The 14,773-nt window shown below is 74.1% G+C and carries 13 protein-coding genes; 7 read left to right on the plus strand and 6 right to left on the minus strand.

Annotation, left to right across the window (positions count from 1 at the left end; all coding sequences use genetic code 11):
* Window positions 1–133: 133 nt before the first annotated feature.
* A complete protein-coding gene (locus ACFVDP_RS18055; protein WP_383490496.1) occupies window positions 134–892 on the plus strand; it encodes an ABC transporter ATP-binding protein in 759 nt (252 codons plus the stop codon).
* 31 nt (window positions 893–923) lie between these two features.
* Here ACFVDP_RS18055 and galE read toward each other — a convergent pair whose 3' ends face one another.
* The 4 genes from galE to ACFVDP_RS18075 are packed head-to-tail and all read right to left on the minus strand — an operon-like array spanning window position 924 to window position 5,319.
* Window positions 924–1,886: a UDP-glucose 4-epimerase GalE gene (galE, locus tag ACFVDP_RS18060; RefSeq protein WP_383490498.1), complete on the minus strand. Its 963-nt coding sequence runs from the start codon at window positions 1,884–1,886 to the stop codon at window positions 924–926.
* 47 nt (window positions 1,887–1,933) lie between these two features.
* Window positions 1,934–3,529: a glycosyltransferase family 2 protein gene (locus ACFVDP_RS18065; RefSeq protein WP_383490500.1), complete on the minus strand. Its 1,596-nt coding sequence runs from the start codon at window positions 3,527–3,529 to the stop codon at window positions 1,934–1,936.
* A 47-nt stretch (window positions 3,530–3,576) separates the two neighbouring features.
* Window positions 3,577–4,800 carry a glycosyltransferase 87 family protein gene (locus ACFVDP_RS18070; RefSeq protein ID WP_383490502.1) on the minus strand — a complete coding sequence of 408 codons (1,224 nt, stop codon included), beginning with the start codon at window positions 4,798–4,800 and terminating at the stop codon, window positions 3,577–3,579.
* Window positions 4,801–4,833: 33 nt separating this feature from the next.
* On the minus strand, window positions 4,834–5,319 hold the full coding sequence (locus tag ACFVDP_RS18075) for a MarR family winged helix-turn-helix transcriptional regulator (RefSeq protein WP_383490504.1): 486 nt from the start codon (window positions 5,317–5,319) through the stop codon (window positions 4,834–4,836).
* 113 nt (window positions 5,320–5,432) lie between these two features.
* Here ACFVDP_RS18075 and ACFVDP_RS18080 point away from each other — a divergent pair, with 113 nt between their 5' ends.
* From ACFVDP_RS18080 to ACFVDP_RS18095, 4 genes are all read left to right on the plus strand, one after another.
* Window positions 5,433–5,846, plus strand: coding sequence for an organic hydroperoxide resistance protein (locus tag ACFVDP_RS18080; RefSeq protein WP_383490506.1), 414 nt, complete (start codon window positions 5,433–5,435; stop codon window positions 5,844–5,846).
* Window positions 5,847–5,949: 103 nt separating this feature from the next.
* Window positions 5,950–7,530, plus strand: a complete 1,581-nt coding sequence (locus ACFVDP_RS18085) for a hypothetical protein (RefSeq protein WP_383490508.1) — start codon at window positions 5,950–5,952, stop codon at window positions 7,528–7,530.
* 86 nt (window positions 7,531–7,616) lie between these two features.
* On the plus strand, window positions 7,617–8,714 hold the full coding sequence (locus ACFVDP_RS18090; RefSeq protein WP_383490510.1) for a DegT/DnrJ/EryC1/StrS family aminotransferase: 1,098 nt from the start codon (window positions 7,617–7,619) through the stop codon (window positions 8,712–8,714).
* Complete coding sequence (locus ACFVDP_RS18095) at window positions 8,714–9,736, plus strand: Gfo/Idh/MocA family oxidoreductase (protein WP_383490512.1); 1,023 nt, start codon at window positions 8,714–8,716, stop codon at window positions 9,734–9,736. The genes ACFVDP_RS18090 and ACFVDP_RS18095 overlap by 1 nt, the downstream gene beginning before the upstream one ends.
* Here the strand turns inward: ACFVDP_RS18095 and ACFVDP_RS18100 are convergent.
* Window positions 9,621–11,078 carry a hypothetical protein gene (locus ACFVDP_RS18100; RefSeq protein ID WP_383490514.1) on the minus strand — a complete coding sequence of 486 codons (1,458 nt, stop codon included), beginning with the start codon at window positions 11,076–11,078 and terminating at the stop codon, window positions 9,621–9,623. The genes ACFVDP_RS18095 and ACFVDP_RS18100 overlap by 116 nt on opposite strands.
* Before the next feature lie 168 nt (window positions 11,079–11,246).
* Here ACFVDP_RS18100 and ACFVDP_RS18105 point away from each other — a divergent pair, with 168 nt between their 5' ends.
* Together ACFVDP_RS18105 and ACFVDP_RS18110 are read left to right on the plus strand one after the other, a co-directional pair.
* Window positions 11,247–12,815, plus strand: coding sequence for a glycosyltransferase (locus tag ACFVDP_RS18105; protein WP_383490516.1), 1,569 nt, complete (start codon window positions 11,247–11,249; stop codon window positions 12,813–12,815).
* A 2-nt stretch (window positions 12,816–12,817) separates the two neighbouring features.
* Window positions 12,818–14,113: a nucleotide sugar dehydrogenase gene (locus ACFVDP_RS18110; protein WP_383490518.1), complete on the plus strand. Its 1,296-nt coding sequence runs from the start codon at window positions 12,818–12,820 to the stop codon at window positions 14,111–14,113.
* 4 nt (window positions 14,114–14,117) lie between these two features.
* Here ACFVDP_RS18110 and ACFVDP_RS18115 read toward each other — a convergent pair whose 3' ends face one another.
* On the minus strand, window positions 14,118–14,756 hold the full coding sequence (locus ACFVDP_RS18115; RefSeq protein ID WP_383490519.1) for a LysE family translocator: 639 nt from the start codon (window positions 14,754–14,756) through the stop codon (window positions 14,118–14,120).
* Between the last annotated feature and the right edge of the window lie 17 nt (window positions 14,757–14,773).

Raw genomic sequence — 14,773 nt, forward strand, 5'->3', positions numbered from 1 at the left:
CGTCCGGACGATCGGGCGGCCGATGGGCGGGCGTTGTCCCGGACGGCGCGTCCGCATAGGGTGACCGCCCGTCCGGTGACGGGCGCACGGGCGCCCGCCGGGCGGAAGGCGACGGCCGCGACGGGGTGGGGCGATGACGGAGCACAGGGCGGAACACGGAACGGTGCGGACGGCTGTCGGGCCCGACGCCTCGGAGCCGATGGTGCGGGTGGAGGACGTGCACCGCAGTTACGGGCGCGGGCGGTCAGAGGTGCACGCGCTGAGAGGGGTGTCGCTGACGGCCCGGAGCGGGCGGCTGACCGCGGTCCGCGGGCGCTCGGGCGCGGGCAAGACGACCCTGCTGAACATCGTCGGCGGCCTCGACCGGCCGGACCGGGGCCGGGTGCTCCTGGACGGGGCCGATCTCTCCGGGCTGCCGGAGGCGCGGCTGCGCGAACTGCGCCGGGACCGGATCGGGTTCGTCTTCCAGGGCTTCGGGCTGCTTCCCGTGCTCACGGCGGCCGAGAACGTCGGCGTACCGCTGCGGCTGCGCAACCTGCCGCGCGAGGAGCGCGACGAGCGGGTCCGGGTCCTCCTGGGCCTCGTCGGCCTGGCCGACCACGCCAAGCAGCGCCCGGACGAGCTGTCCGGAGGGCAGCAGCAGCGAGTGGCCGTGGCGCGGGCGCTGGCCAACCGCCCCGCGCTGCTCATCGCCGACGAGCCGACCGGCCAGCTCGACGCGCACACCGGCGTGGCCGTCATGGAGCTGCTGCGGGCCGTGGTCGACAGCGAGGGCGTGACGGCCCTCGTCGCGACCCACGACACCCGCCTCCTGGACCTGGCCGACGACGTCTGGGACCTGACCGACGGCACGGCCACACCTCAGCGCGCCCAGGGGCTGTCTCCCGGATAGCCAGGACGAGAGCCGTGCCGGCCGGACCGGCTCAGGTGTGCGGCCACCCCGCCCACGCCGAGGACACCATCTCCGCGACGTCCCGCTTCGCCGACCAGCCCAGTTCGGCGGCGATCCGGTCCGCGGAGGCGACCACGCGGGGCGGATCGCCGGGGCGGCGGTCGTGGACGGTCGCGGGCACGTCCAGGCCCGTCTCGCGGGCGATGGTGTCGATCATCTCGCGCACCGAAACGCCCACCCCGCGCCCGATGTTGAGCGTGAGGTCGGTGCCGGGCGCCGCCCCCGCGAGCCGCTGGGCGATGGCGACATGGGCCTCGGCGAGATCGGCGACATGGATGTAGTCGCGGACGCAGGTGCCGTCCGGCGTCGGATAGTCGGCGCCGAAGATGCGCGGAGCGTCCCCGGCGGTCAGCCGCTCCAGGACCATCGGGACGATGTTGTAGACCCCGGTGTCGGCGAGCGCGGGCGAGGCGGCGCCCGCCACGTTGAAGTAGCGCAGGGAGGCCGTGGCGAGGCCCGTGGCCCGGCCCGTCGCCCGGACCAGCCACTCACCGGCGAGCTTCGTCTCCCCGTACGGCGACACCGGCAGGCACGGGGTGTCCTCGGTGACCAGCTCGACATCCGGCATGCCGTACACGGCCGCCGACGAGGAGAACACGAACGCGCGGACCCCGGCCTCCGTCACCGCGTCGAGCAGCACCCGCAGCCCCTCCACGTTCTCCCGGTAGTAGTGCAGCGGCCGCGCCACCGACTCGCCGACCTGCTTCTTCGCCGCGAGGTGGATGACACCGGTGACGGAACGGCCGGCGAGGGTGCGCTCCAGCAGCGCGCGGTCCAGGGTCGAACCGACCACCAGCTCCACGCCGGCCGGCACCCGGCCGGCGATGCCCGTGGACAGGTCGTCGTAGACGAGCGCCTGCTCGCCCGCCGCGCGCAGCGCGTGCACCACGTGGGCACCGATGTAGCCGGCCCCGCCGGTGATCAGCCAGGTCATGTCGGAGAGATCCCCTCGTGCAGAGAACGCGAAGAACGCAGTGGACGTCAGTGAAGCAGGCGGCCCGCCCTGCGCCGTACCACCGACACCACCCCGCGCAGTCCCGGCGCCGTGCGCAGGGCGAGGGCGCCCGAGTGGGTGGCGTACGGCTGTGCGAGCAGGACGCCGTGGCGGCGGCTCGGGACGGCGACGCGGCGCAGCAGGTCCGGGCGGTTCACGGCGTGCGCGGTGGTGTCGCGGTGGCTGCCGTCGGCGAAGTGCAGCCGGATCCGGATGTCCCAGGTGCCGGCCCGGCCGAGCGCGGAGAGGTCGAGCGGGACCGTCGCCGCCCACTGCTGCTCCGGCTGCGCGGTGACGGCGGCGGTGCGGCGCTGGACGACGCCGCCGCACTCCCGGTCGACGAGTTCCACGTCCATCATCCGCGGCCCGGCGTCGGCGACCCGCCCGTACAGCTCGTGCATGACCAGCGACAGCCGGGTGCCGCGGGGCCCTGGACGCAGTTCGCCCTCGACGGCGACCGGGAGCAGGTGGACGGGCCGGTGCAGCAGATGGTCGAGGGTGACCTGCGGCAGCTCCGCTGACCAGGCGGGGGTGCCGTCGGGCGCGTACGCGTACGGCGGCAGGAGACGGGCCGGGCGGGCGGCGAGTTCCTTGACGCGGGGCAGATCGCACGGCTCCTCGGTGGCCTGCACGATCCGGCCGACGACCCGCCCCGGCGCGGGCGCCAGCTCGAAGTCGGCGGTGTCGAAGGTCTTCAGGTACGTGCGGGTCCTGGTCCACCACTCGGTGCGGTACTCGGGGTCGCGCAGATCGAGTTCACGCGCGTACATCCGCAGCGAGTGGTCGAGGAAGTGGGCCCGGGCCGCCCGCGCGAGCCGCTTCTGCTCCGCGCCGAGCAGGATGTCGACGGCCGTGCGGTGGGCGTCGAGCCGGGCCTGCCAGTTGTCGATGCGGGCCCGGTCGAGGGAGAGGGAGAGCCGGTCGGCGCTGCGGCGCACGTGCCACACGTAGACCGGGTCGGGGACGAGCGCCATGCGCGGCCCGGCGGCCAGCACCCGGGCCGTGAACACGAAGTCCTCGTAGACGAACCGCCCGTCGGGGAAGCGGATGCCGTGCCCGCGCAGGAAGTCCGTGCGGTACAGCTTGTTGACGCAGAGCGTGTCGTGCACGAGGCGTCTGCGGCGCGCGGGGTGCGTGACGACGGACGGCTCCGCGTACAGCTCCGGCTGCCAGGGTGTCTCGCGCCCGGACGGCAGTTCGCGCCGTACGCACAGTCCGGCGGCGACCTCGGCGCCGTGCCGCCGGGCCGCGCCGAGCAGCGCGTCCACGGCGCCCGGCGGCAGCTCGTCGTCGCTGTCCAGGAACATCACGTACGGGGAGGAGGCGCGCGCCAGCCCGTCGTTGCGCGGGGTGCCGCAGCCGCCGCTGTTGTGCTCGCGGTGCACGACCGTCAGGCGCCGCTCGTGGGTGGCCAGTTCGTGTAGCAGCGCGCCGCTGCCGTCCGTCGAGCAGTCGTCGACCGCGATGACCTCGGTCACCGCGGGCCCCTGGGCGAGGGCCGAGCGCACCGCGTCGGCGACATGGGAGACATCGTCGAAACCGATCACGACGACCGTGACCGCGGGAGGTGGCGAGATCTTCACAGCAGAATCTTAGGTGTTATTGGTAAATGTCTGGTAAGCCGGAATTTTTACCTCCCTGTTCCCCTCCGGAGGGAACGGAACGAGACGAAAACCCCTCCGAGGAGAAGGGCGTTGCGCGCTCCCGTCACCGCGCAGCCCGTCCAGGTTCCGGCCAGCACATCGGCGTAGAGCACCGGGTAGGTGAGCGAACTGAGGGCCGCCGCCGCGAGGATCAGCGGGGCCACCCTGGCCTGAGTGGTGTACCGCGAGGTGAGGCAGACGGCGGTGAGGCCGAGCAGCCAGACCAGGTACTGCGGGCTGATCACGCGGCTGGTGACGGTGAACATCAGGACGGCGCACAGCGCCGCGTCGTACGGCGTCGCCTCGGACCACTCGCGGGCCCGCGTCCGCCACCACAACAGCACCCCGAACGCCGCGACGGTGAGCGCGAGGGCGGCGGCCGCGACCAGTTCGACGTGCGGACCGACCACCTCGAACGCCCCGTACTGGTAGCGGACCCGGCCCGGCCACCCGAAGCGACGCGCGATCATCAGCGCGGTTCCGCCAAGTGACTCGATCTGCACCCCGCGCCCGCTCTGCCCACGCAGGAACGACAGTGGCGCGTCGAAGGCGAGCGTCAGGACGAGGAGCATCGCGGCCCCGGACGCGACGGCCGCCGTCCACGCCTCCTTCGCCGAGCGTCCGCGCTCCACGCCCAGCAGGGTCAGCGCCGGCCAGACCTTCACCAGGGTGCCGAGCGCCGCGAGGAATCCCGCGGTGCGCGGCGAGCGACCCCTCGACGGCAGGGCGAGGAGGGCCAGTACGGCGAGGGCGGTGACCTGGACGTCGAAGCGGGCCAGCGGGATGTGCAGGAGCAGCGGCAGCCCCGCCACCCACAGCCAGGCGCCGCGCGGCTCGCGTCCGCCGCGCGCCAGGGCGAACGTGATGAGCGCGTCCGCGGCGAGGGTGAGCGTCACGAACGCCTGGAAGTACGTGAGCCAGGGGAGCAGCCCGGGCGCGAGGAGCACCGGGCCCGCGCCCGGCGGGTACTGCCACAGCGGGTCGCCGGACGGGAACGCGCCCCGGGCGAGGGTCGCGTACCAGTGGGCGTAGAGCCCGTGCGCCTCCCTGGCCACACCGCCGGTGCCGAGTCCGTCCCACGCGAGGAGCAGGACCATCGCGGCGCGGGTGGCGAGCCAGGTGGCGGGGAGGGCGGCGCGGGCCAGCGGGCCCGGGCGGACCCAGGTGGCGAAGACGGGGGCCGGGATGCTCGGCCTGGTGTCGAGTGTCACGGTTCGGGAGCGTATGTCCCGACCGGGGCATCCCTAAATGTCCGCGCCGTCCGCAGAGCTCAAGGTCTTGATGTCCGCGCTGTCCAGCGCCTCGGTCAGCCGGTTGAGCCGTGCTCTCAGGTCGTCCAGCTCGGCCAGGTCGAACCCGGTCGCCGCGCCGATCGCCCGCGGCACCTCGGCCGCCCGCTCCTTGAGCACCACGCCCGCCGCGGTGAGGGTGACGACCACCGAACGCTCGTCCCGCGCGCTGCGCTCCCGGCGCACGAGCCCGCTCGCCTCCAGGCGCTTGAGCAGCGGCGAGAGGGTCCCCGAGTCGAGCCGCAGCCGCTCGCCGAGCCGCTTGACGGGGAGCCCGGCGCCGTCGGCCTCCCAGAGCGCGAGCATCACCAGGTACTGGGGATAGGTGAGGCCCAGGTCCTTGAGGAGGACGCGGTAGACGCCGCCGAACGCGCGCGCCGCGGCGTTCAGCGAGAAGCAGATCTGCCGGTCTAGGCGGAGGTACTCGTCGCGCTGGGTCATGGCTCCAGGGTAATCCCTCGGGCGATTCAGTTGTGCACAATTGAATTGCGTGCTCTACTTGAGCACGTAAGAAACCCGGAACCGCTGGAAGCATCTCGAAGGGCAGGCCCCTCATGGACGCCATCTACACCGCTGTCGCCACCGCCACCCACGGTCGCGAAGGCCGCGCCGTCTCCTCGGACGGTGTCATCGACCTCCAGCTCGGCATGCCCACCGCGATGGGCGGCAGCGGCGAGGGCTCGAACCCCGAGCAGCTCTTCGCCGCCGGTTACGCCGCCTGTTTCGGCAGCGCGCTCGGCCTGGTCGGCCGCAGCGCCAAGGTGGACGTCACCGACGCCGCCGTCACCGCCGAGGTCTCCATCGGCAAGCAGGGCGAGGGCTTCGGTCTCGCGGTCGTGCTCCGCGTGGAGCTGCCGGACACCGTCGACGCCGAGACGGGCCGCAAGCTCGTCGAGCAGGCCCACCAGGTCTGCCCGTACTCGAACGCGACGCGCGGCAACATCGACGTGCAGCTCGTCGTCGAGTAATCCGACGGGCGGCCCGGCGCCGGTCGCGTAGGAACGGGTGACGTTGTGCGGCACATGCCCCACTATCGTCCTGATTAGTCGGCCTGTCGTACAAGCTCGGCACATGTCGCTGATCACGCACCCCGGGCCGGCGCGCGCCCGGGCCCTGGCCGTCGCCGTCCCCGGAGCCGTGGCGCTCGTCCTCGGACTGTGGGGCCTCGACCGGGGGACGATGTGGCGCGACGAGGCGGCCACCGTCATGGCCGCCTCCCGTACCCTCCCGCAGCTGTGGCAGCTGCTGGGCACGATCGACGCCGTGCACGGCCTGTACTACCTGCTCATGCACTTCCTGCTGCCGCTGTACCCGGGCGAGGTGCTGCTCCGGCTGCCGTCGGTGTGCGGCGCCGCCGCGGCGGCGAGTCTGGTCGCCGCCGTCGGCACCCGCCTGGTCCGCCCCAGGACCGGACTGTGGGCCGGACTGCTGTACGCCGTCGCGCCGTTCACCCAGTACTACGCGCAGGAGGGCCGGTCCTACGCGCTCGTCGCGGCCGGCGCCGCGGCCGCGACGCTGCTGTGCGTACGGGCGGTGCGGGAGCCGTCGGGGCGGGCCTGGACCGCGTACGCGGCGGCCGTCGCCCTGACCGCCTGGCTGCACGAGTTCGCGATCCTCGTGATCCCCGCGCACGCCGTGACCCTGGCCGTGACCCGGGTGCCCCGACGTGTGTGGCGCGGCTGGGGCGGCGCCGCCGCGGCCGCCACCGTCTCGCTGCTGCCCCTGGCCCTCGTGACCCGGGGGCAGAGCGCCCAGGTCGGCTGGATCAGGCGGCCCGGCCGCGCCGACGCCGAGGCGCTGCTGCGGATGGCGGCCGGCGGGCACGGACTGCTGTACGCGGCGACCCTCGCCCTGATCGCGGTCGCCGTCTCCCGCCCGCCGGCCCGCGCCGCCAAGGGGGCGCCCGGCCTGGTCGGGACCGCGCTCCCGCTGGCGCTGCTGCCGCCGCTGATCCTGCTGGCGCTCTCCCAGTGGCACCCCCTGTACGCGCCGCGCTACGCGTTCTTCGCCTTCGCCGGGGTGCCGCTCCTCGTGGCGGCCGGCGCCGAGGCGCTCGTGTCCCGGGTGCCCCGCCTGGCACCCGCCGCTACCGCCCCGGCGCTCGCGGGTCTCGGCCTGATCGCGGTCGCCTTCCTCGCCCAGCTCCCGCTCCAGGAGCACCAGCGCTCGACACACGCCCGCCGCGACGACCTCGGCTCGGTGGCCCGCATGCTCAGCGCCGAACTGAAGCCGGGCGAACCGCTGTTGTACGTCCCCAAGACCGGCCGCAAGTACGCCGAGGCCTACCCGGCGTCCGTCGCCGGCACCCGGGACGTGTCCCTGCTGACCTCGGGCGCCCGCTCCGGAACCCTCTACGGCCGCGATGTCGGCGCCGCCGCGCTGCGCGCCCGGATGGCCTGTCTGCCCCGCCTGTGGGTCTACTTCGACGCGGAGGCGGCCCGCCCGGGCTGGCGCTCGCGCACCGCCGCCGACACGGCCAAACTCGACGTGCTGCGCAAGGACTTCAGGCCGGTGCGCCAGGGCCGGCGGCAGAGCGGCACGGTGCGGTTGTACGAGCGGGTGGGCGGCGCGGCGCCGGGGTGCCCGGCGGTCCGGGACGCGCCCGGGAGCCCCCGGAAGTCGCCTTATCCGACACTTCAGCCGATGGGGTGATTGCGTAAAGCGCCGGAAAACTCCGGTCGGCCCGGAGGAGTTGACCTCGCGCCAAGTTGTCATCTCCGGACGGAGTGATGTCAGTGATGTCCACGAGTGGGGGTCCCGCACCGATCCCGCCCGCACGCCCCGTCATCGGGGAGGCCGAGATCGAGGCGGCCGTGCGCGTCCTGCGCACCGGCCGTGTCGTCCAGGGGCCCGAAGTGGCCGCCTTCGAGGAGGAGTTCGCCGAGCTGGTCGAGGGGCGGGCCTGCGTCGCGGTCAACTCCGGGACGTCCGCACTGCAGTTGACGCTGCTCGCGCTCGGTGTCGGCGGCGGCGACGAGGTGATCGTCCCCTCCTTCTCCTTCGCCGCGACCGCCAACGCCGTCCGCCTGGTCGGGGCCGAACCCGTCTTCGCCGACATCGACCCGCGCACGTACTGCGTCGACCCGGACGCGGTCGCCGCGCTGGTCGGCCCGCGCACGGCGGCGATCATGCCGGTCCACCTCTACGGCCACCCTGCCGCGATGGACCGTCTGACCCCGCTCGCCGAGCGGCACGGCCTCGCCCTCGTCGAGGACGCCTGCCAGGCGCACGGCGCGACCCTGCACGCTCGCCCGGCCGGCGCGCACGGCGTCGCGGGCTGCTTCAGCTTCTACCCGACCAAGAACATGCACGCCCTCGAAGGCGGCATGATCACCACGGCCGACCCCGAACTCGCCCGCACCCTGCGCCTGTTGCGCAACCAGGGCATGGAGCGGCAGTACGACAACGAGATCGTCGGCGCCAACATGCGGATGACCGACGTGAACGCCGCCGTCGGGCGCGTCCAGCTCGGCCGACTGGGGGAGTGGACCGAGCGGCGGCGCACCAACGCCAAGCGGCTCGACGCGCTCATCACCGTCGGCGCGGTGACCACGCCGTACGTCGCCGACGGCGCCCGGCACGTCTACCACCAGTACACGCTGCGGGTGCCGGAGCGGGACCGGTTCAAGGAGGAGCTGGCCGCGCGGGGCGTGGGCAGCGCCGCCTACTACCCCACCCCCATCCACCGCCTCGCCCCTTTCAGCACCGGCGACCGGCTCCCCGAGACCGACCGGGCCGCCGCCGAGGTGCTGTCGCTGCCGGTGCACCCCGGGGTCACCGACCGCGAGATCGAGCACATTGCGGACGCCGTCAACTCCGTTGCCGGGAGCCTGTGATGGGCGGCACCCGGCTGCGCGCCGGACTCGTCGGCCTCGGCGCCATGGGCCGCAACCACGCCCGCGTCCTGGGTCTCCTCGGCGGGGTGGACCTCGTCGGAGCGGTGGACCCGGCGGGCGGCACCCTCGCCGACGGCACCCCGGTCGTGCCGACGCTCGACGAACTCCTCGCGCTGCGACCCGACTACGCGGTCGTCGCCTGCCCGACCGCCCTGCACGAAGAGGTCGGCATGACCCTCGCCGCGCACGGCGTCTGCGCCCTGATCGAGAAGCCGCTCGCGCACTCGGTGGTCGCGGCCCGCAGGCTGGTCGACGCGTTCGAGGCGCAGGGCCTGGTCGCGGGCGTCGGGCACATCGAGCGCTTCAACCCGGCGCTACAGAGCCTCCGCTCCCGCCTGGAGGCAGGAGATCTCGGCGAGGTCTTCCAGGTCGTCACCCGCCGCCAGGGACCCTTCCCGCACCGCATCGCCGACGTGGGCGTGGTGAAGGACCTGGCCACGCACGACATCGACCTCACCGGCTGGGTGACGGGCCAGGACTACGCGTCGGTGTCGGCCCGCACCCTCAGCAAGAGCGGCCGCGAGCACGAGGACATGGTCACCGTCACCGGAGACCTCACCGACGGCACCCTCGTCAGCCACCTCGTCAACTGGCTCAGCCCGCTCAAGGAGCGCTTCACGGCCGTGACGGGGGAGCGCGGCTGCTTCGTCGCGGACACGCTCACCGCGGACCTGACGTACTACGCCAACGGCGCCGTCACCACCGAGTGGGAGGCGTTGCGGGCGTTCCGCGGGGTGAGTGAGGGGGACATGATCCGGTACGCGACCGCCAAGCGGGAGCCGTTGCTCGTGGAGCACGAGCGGTTCCGGGACGCGGTGGCGGGCAACGATGCGTCTAACGGCATCGTCACGTTGCGGGAGGGGTTGCGGACGGTGTCTGTCGCCGCGGCTGTTCTCGAGTCGGCCCGGGACCGGGGGTCTGTTCGGCTGCCGGGCGCTCGGCGGGAGACGGCGGGGACGTGACCCGTCGCCGGGGGCGGTCGGGGTTGTCGGTCGGGCGCGGGCCGGTGGGGGCTGGTCGCGCAGTTCCCCGCGCCCCTGGAGCGTGCGCTGCGCGCTGCTCCATCCGGTGATGTGGGACCGGTACCGGTCGGGGTCCCCGTAGCGCCGCCGGGAGGAACGGCAGACCCAGTGCGGCGGGCAGCCACATCAGTACGCCCAGGCGGTCCGACTCCCCGGCCAGGGGGTGGGCTGCGATCTGGGCGAAGCCGACCAGGGCGACGGCGCAGGTGAGGAGTCCCAGGGCGGGGGAGCGGCGGTGGAGGGACCAGGCGGCCGTCGCGGTGAGGGCGAGGTAGGTCGGCTGGGCCGCCTGATCGGCCCACCACTGGTGCCAGAAAGCCGAGTTGAGGTCCCACAGGCGTGACCACGGGTCCGGGACCGGGGCGCTGGTGAAGTGCACGGTGAAGGTGTCCTGGAGTGTGACCTCGGAGGTCGGGAGGGCGAGCAGGGACACGGCCCCGGCGGTCAGGCAGAGCCCCGCCGCGGCGATGCCCGCGGCCCACCAGGAACCGGCGGCGGGCCGGCCCGTGCGGACCCGGGCCGCGCCGTGCGCCGCCGGCGCCGCGGTGAGGGCCGCGCACAGCGGCAGCGCCGTCGAGTAGCGGACCAGGAAACACCCTGCGAGAGCGCCCGCCAGGAGCAGGCCGTACGGAAGCCGTCCCGCCCTGCCCCGGACCAGTCCGACCGCGCCCCACAGCGCCGCCAGGACAGACGCCAGGACGAGCCCTTCGGTGAGGGGCTGAAGCGACCACCAGCCCAACGGCGTTGCCAGCAGGGCGACCTGACCGGCGCAGGCGGCCCGTCTGCCGAGGCCCGCCGCCCGCAGCAGGCCGAACGCCAGCAGCGCACAGCCCGCCGCCGTCACAAGACCGTGCGCCCGCAGCCCGTCCGCGAGGCCGAACCCGGCGGCGAACGGCACGAGCGTCCACGGGTACGCCCAGCGGCTCTCGAAGACCGACTGGTACCGGGGATCGAGGGTGGTGACGTCCCCGGCCCGGCCGTGCTCGCGCAGGCACGCCGCCTCGCGCGCCGCGCGGAAGGACACCGGCTCCGGCGGGCGGGGCCGCAGCGCCGCCTCCCGCGCCGCACGCTCCGCCCGGTCCGCGCAGAACGGGGCGAGCGCGGCGGCGTAGGCGTCGGCCCGTCCGGCGCCCAGGTGCTGCTCGGCGGCGCGGGCGTACCGCGTGGTGTCGGGCCAGACCGTGGGCGCGGTGCCCACGGTCAGCTGGAGCAGGACATAGACGACGGGGACCAGCAGGGGAACCAGGGCGTCACGTGGTCGCGGACACCGGAGGACCTTCATGGGGGGCGACTCCCGGGAGCGGGGACCGGACGGGACCTTGGTCCAACGAGCGCGGGCGGCGCTCCGGGCTGCTCCACCCGGGTGACGCCGCACCGGTCCGCGTAGCGGCCCCGTACCGGAGTCGTTGGAACGGGCAGCCCCGCCCCAGCGAGGAAACAAGGACTGAGCGTGCGACACGACACGGCCCCCGAACCGGCCGGGAACCCCGTACACGGAGGCCGCCGCGTGGTGATGCTCGTCGACAATGCCGTCGACGGCGACTCCCGCGTACAGAAGGCGGCCCGCTCCATGGCCGACGCCGGCTGGCAGGTGACGCTGCTCGGACAGTCGCCGGACAGGAAGCCGCGTCACTGGATGCTCGGCGACGCCGAGGTGCGGCTCCTGCCGCTGGAGCGCCACCTGAACCGCCGCCGCCACGAGTTCCGCCGCGCCTTCGTGCGCCATCCGCTGGCCTACCGCCCCGGCGGCATCGCGGCCTACCGGGAACGGCAGGCCAGGGCCTGGCGCGCCGACCTGCTGGTGCGCCGGGCGGCCGAGGGGCGCAGCCTCTTCCTGCGCCGGCTCGCCGCGAAGCTGCTGGTGCGCTGGACCGGTCTGCGGCGCGGCCAGCTCAGGCGCGCCCAGGAGCGCCGCAAGCACCTCGACACCCTCGGCGACCGGATGTGGACCGCCGCCGTGCGCGCGGTGATGCGCGAGCGCAGCTGGCGCCGGCTCGAACCGTACTTGTGGGACTACGAGTTCGCGTTCGGCCCCGAGGTCGACCGGCTGCGCCCCGACCTCATCCACGCCAACGACTTCCGGATGATCGGCGTCGGTGCCCGCGCAGCCGCCCGCGCGCGCGGCGAGGGCCGCACCGTCAAGCTGGTGTGGGACGCCCACGAGTACCTGCCCGGCATCAAGCCCCGCGCCCAGCAACACCGCTGGCTGCCCGCGCACTGCGCCCACGAGCGGGAGTACGCCGCCCGGGCCGACGCGGTCGTCACCGTCTCCGAGACCCTGGCCGAACTGCTCCGGCGCGACCACCGGCTGCCGGAACTCCCGGCCGTCGTCCTCAACGCCCCCGGCGGCGAGGGCCCCGTCGAGGAGCCGGGCGAGCCCGCGCCCGATCTGCGGGCCCTGTGCGGGATCGGCGCGGACGTCCCGCTGATCGTCTACAGCGGGGCACCGGCGGAACAGCGCGGGCTGCGCACGGTGATCGAGGCGCTGCCACAACTGCCGGGCGTGCACGCCGCGTTCGTGGTGCTCACGGCGCGCAGCTCGTACATGAAGGGGCTGCTGGCCAGGGCCGCCGAGCTGGACGTGGCCGACCGCGTCCACGTCCTGCCGTACGTCCCGCACTGGCAGGTCGTCGGCTTCCTGTCCGGCGCGGACGTCGGCCTCATCCCGATCCACCACTGGCCCAACCACGAACTGGCGCTCATCACCAAGTTCATGGAGTACGCGCACGCCCGGCTGCCCATCGTCGTCAGCGATGTGCGGACCATGGCCGACAAGGTCCGCGAGACCGGCCAGGGCGAGGTGTTCCGCGCCGAGGACACCGGCGACTTCGTGCGCGCGGTCCGCGCCACGCTCGCGGCGCCGGACCGCTACCGCGCCGCGTACGACACCCCGGGCCTGCTGGACGCCTGGACCTGGCAGGCGCAGGCCCAGGTGCTCGACGCCGTGTACCGGAGCCTGCTGTGCCCCGAGGTGTCCGGCAGGCCGGCCGCGCTCACGTCCCCGATCGGAGTCAACTAGTCATGCGTATCTGCGTAGTAGCCCTCGGCAAGATCGGCCTCCCGCTGGCCGTCCAGTTCGCGGCCAAGGGCCACGAGGTCCTCGGCACGGACGTCGACGAGCGGGTGGTGACCCTCGTGAACGACGGGGTGGAGCCCTTCCCCGGTGAGCACGAACTCGACGTCCGCCTGAAGAAGGCGGTGGCCGACGGCAGGCTGAGCGCCACGACGGACACGGCGTCGGCCGTCGCGGTGTCCGAGGCCGTGGTCCTCGTCGTCCCGCTGTACGTCGACGCCGACGGCACCCCCGACTTCGAGTGGATGGACGCCGCCACCCGCGACGTCGCCAAGGGGCTGCGGCCCGGCACCCTCGTCAGTTACGAGACGACGCTCCCGGTCGGCACGACCCGTACCCGCTGGGCGGCGATGCTGGAGGAGATCTCCGGGCTGCGCGCGGGCCGCGACTTCAGCCTGGTGTTCAGCCCCGAACGGGTGCTGACCGGGCGGGTGTTCAGCGATCTTCGGCGCTATCCGAAGCTGGTCGGCGGCGTCGACGTGGCCTCCGCCCGCGCGGGCGTCGAGTTCTACGAGTCCGTCCTCGACTTCGACGTACGCGACGACCTGCCCCGTCCCAACGGCGTCTGGGACCTGGGCTCGGCCGAGGCCGCCGAACTGGCCAAGCTCGCCGAGACGACGTACCGGGACGTGAACATCGGCCTGGCCAACCAGTTCGCGCGGTTCGCGGACAGCGCCGGGATCGACGTCCTGAAGGTCATCGAGGCCTGCAACTCCCAGCCCTACAGCCACATCCACCAGCCGGGCATCGCGGTGGGCGGGCACTGCATCCCCGTGTATCCGCGGATGTACCTGTGGAACGACCCCGGGGCGAGCGTCGTCGCGGCCGCGCGCGAGGCCAACGCCGCGATGCCCGGGTACGCCGTCACCCGGCTCGCCGAGGCGTACGGGGAGCTGGCCGGCGCCGGGGTACTGGTGCTCGGCGCCGCCTACCGGGGCGGCGTCAAGGAGACCGCGTTCTCCGGGGTGTTCGGCGTGGTCGGCGCGCTCCGCTCGGCCGGGGCCGTGCCGTACGTCAGCGACCCGCTGTACTCCGACGAGGAGCTGGCCGCGCTCGGCCTCACCCCGTACGCGGGCCAGGAGGTGACGGCCGCCGTGGTGCAGGCCGACCACGCCGAGTACCGGGAGACGGGCGTCGCCGACTTCCCCGGCGTCCGGGTCCTGGTCGACGGCCGCCGCGTCACCGACCCGGCGCGCTGGCCGGGCGTCCGGCGGATCGTGCTGGGCGCCCCGGCACCCGCGTAGACCGTCAGTCGCCGAGGGCGAGGCGCACGCCGAACCCGGCGATCACCGTCCCGGCCACCCGGTCCAGGGTGCGCCGGGCCCGGGGGAGTGCCAGCCAGCCGCGCAGCACGCGGGCGCAGGCGATGAGCACGGCGGACCAGAGCAGGCCGAGGGCGACGTGGACGCCGGCCAGCGCGAGCCCCATCACGAAGTGGTTCGAGCCCGCCGGGACGAACTGCGGCAGCATCGCGACGTAGAAGGCGCCCATCTTCGGGTTGAGGAGATTGGTGAGCGTGCCCTGCCGCCAGCCGGCGCGCAGCGAGTCCGCGCCCGCCGCGGCGCCGGACTCCGTGGCCTCGGGCGCCGGGCGTCCGCGGAACGTGGCGTACAGCATCCGCGCGCCCATCCAGACCAGGTACGCGGCGCCGGCCCAGCGCAGGATCTCGTAGGCGACGTGGGAGGCGGTCAGCAGGGCCGTCACGCCGAGGGCGCTCAGCGCGCCCCACAGCAGGGTGCCGGTCTGGATGCCGAGGACGACGCCCCAGGCGCGGCCGCGGTGGCCGAGGGCCGAGGTGCGCAGGATCAGCGCGGTGTCGAGTCCGGGGGTGAGGGTGAGGAGCCCCACGACCAGGGCGAATGACCAGAGTGCGGTGGTTATTGCCATGGATGTTCAGCGTACGT

The organism is Streptomyces sp. NPDC057694 (assembly GCF_042799415.1).
Classification (GTDB): domain Bacteria; phylum Actinomycetota; class Actinomycetes; order Streptomycetales; family Streptomycetaceae; genus Streptomyces.

Bases quoted from the DNA above. Each gene is read 5' to 3' on its own strand.
- ACFVDP_RS18055 (WP_383490496.1), top strand. From the start codon at position 134: ATGACGGAGCACAGGGCGGAACACGGAACGGTGCGGACGGCTGTCGGG.
- galE (WP_383490498.1), bottom strand. From the start codon at position 1,886: ATGACCTGGCTGATCACCGGCGGGGCCGGCTACATCGGTGCCCACGTG.
- ACFVDP_RS18075 (WP_383490504.1), bottom strand. From the start codon at position 5,319: ATGACCCAGCGCGACGAGTACCTCCGCCTAGACCGGCAGATCTGCTTC.
- ACFVDP_RS18080 (WP_383490506.1), top strand. From the start codon at position 5,433: ATGGACGCCATCTACACCGCTGTCGCCACCGCCACCCACGGTCGCGAA.
- ACFVDP_RS18085 (WP_383490508.1), top strand. From the start codon at position 5,950: ATGTCGCTGATCACGCACCCCGGGCCGGCGCGCGCCCGGGCCCTGGCC.
- ACFVDP_RS18090 (WP_383490510.1), top strand. From the start codon at position 7,617: ATGTCCACGAGTGGGGGTCCCGCACCGATCCCGCCCGCACGCCCCGTC.
- ACFVDP_RS18095 (WP_383490512.1), top strand. From the start codon at position 8,714: ATGGGCGGCACCCGGCTGCGCGCCGGACTCGTCGGCCTCGGCGCCATG.
- ACFVDP_RS18100 (WP_383490514.1), bottom strand. From the start codon at position 11,078: ATGAAGGTCCTCCGGTGTCCGCGACCACGTGACGCCCTGGTTCCCCTG.
- ACFVDP_RS18110 (WP_383490518.1), top strand. From the start codon at position 12,818: ATGCGTATCTGCGTAGTAGCCCTCGGCAAGATCGGCCTCCCGCTGGCC.
- ACFVDP_RS18115 (WP_383490519.1), bottom strand. From the start codon at position 14,756: ATGGCAATAACCACCGCACTCTGGTCATTCGCCCTGGTCGTGGGGCTC.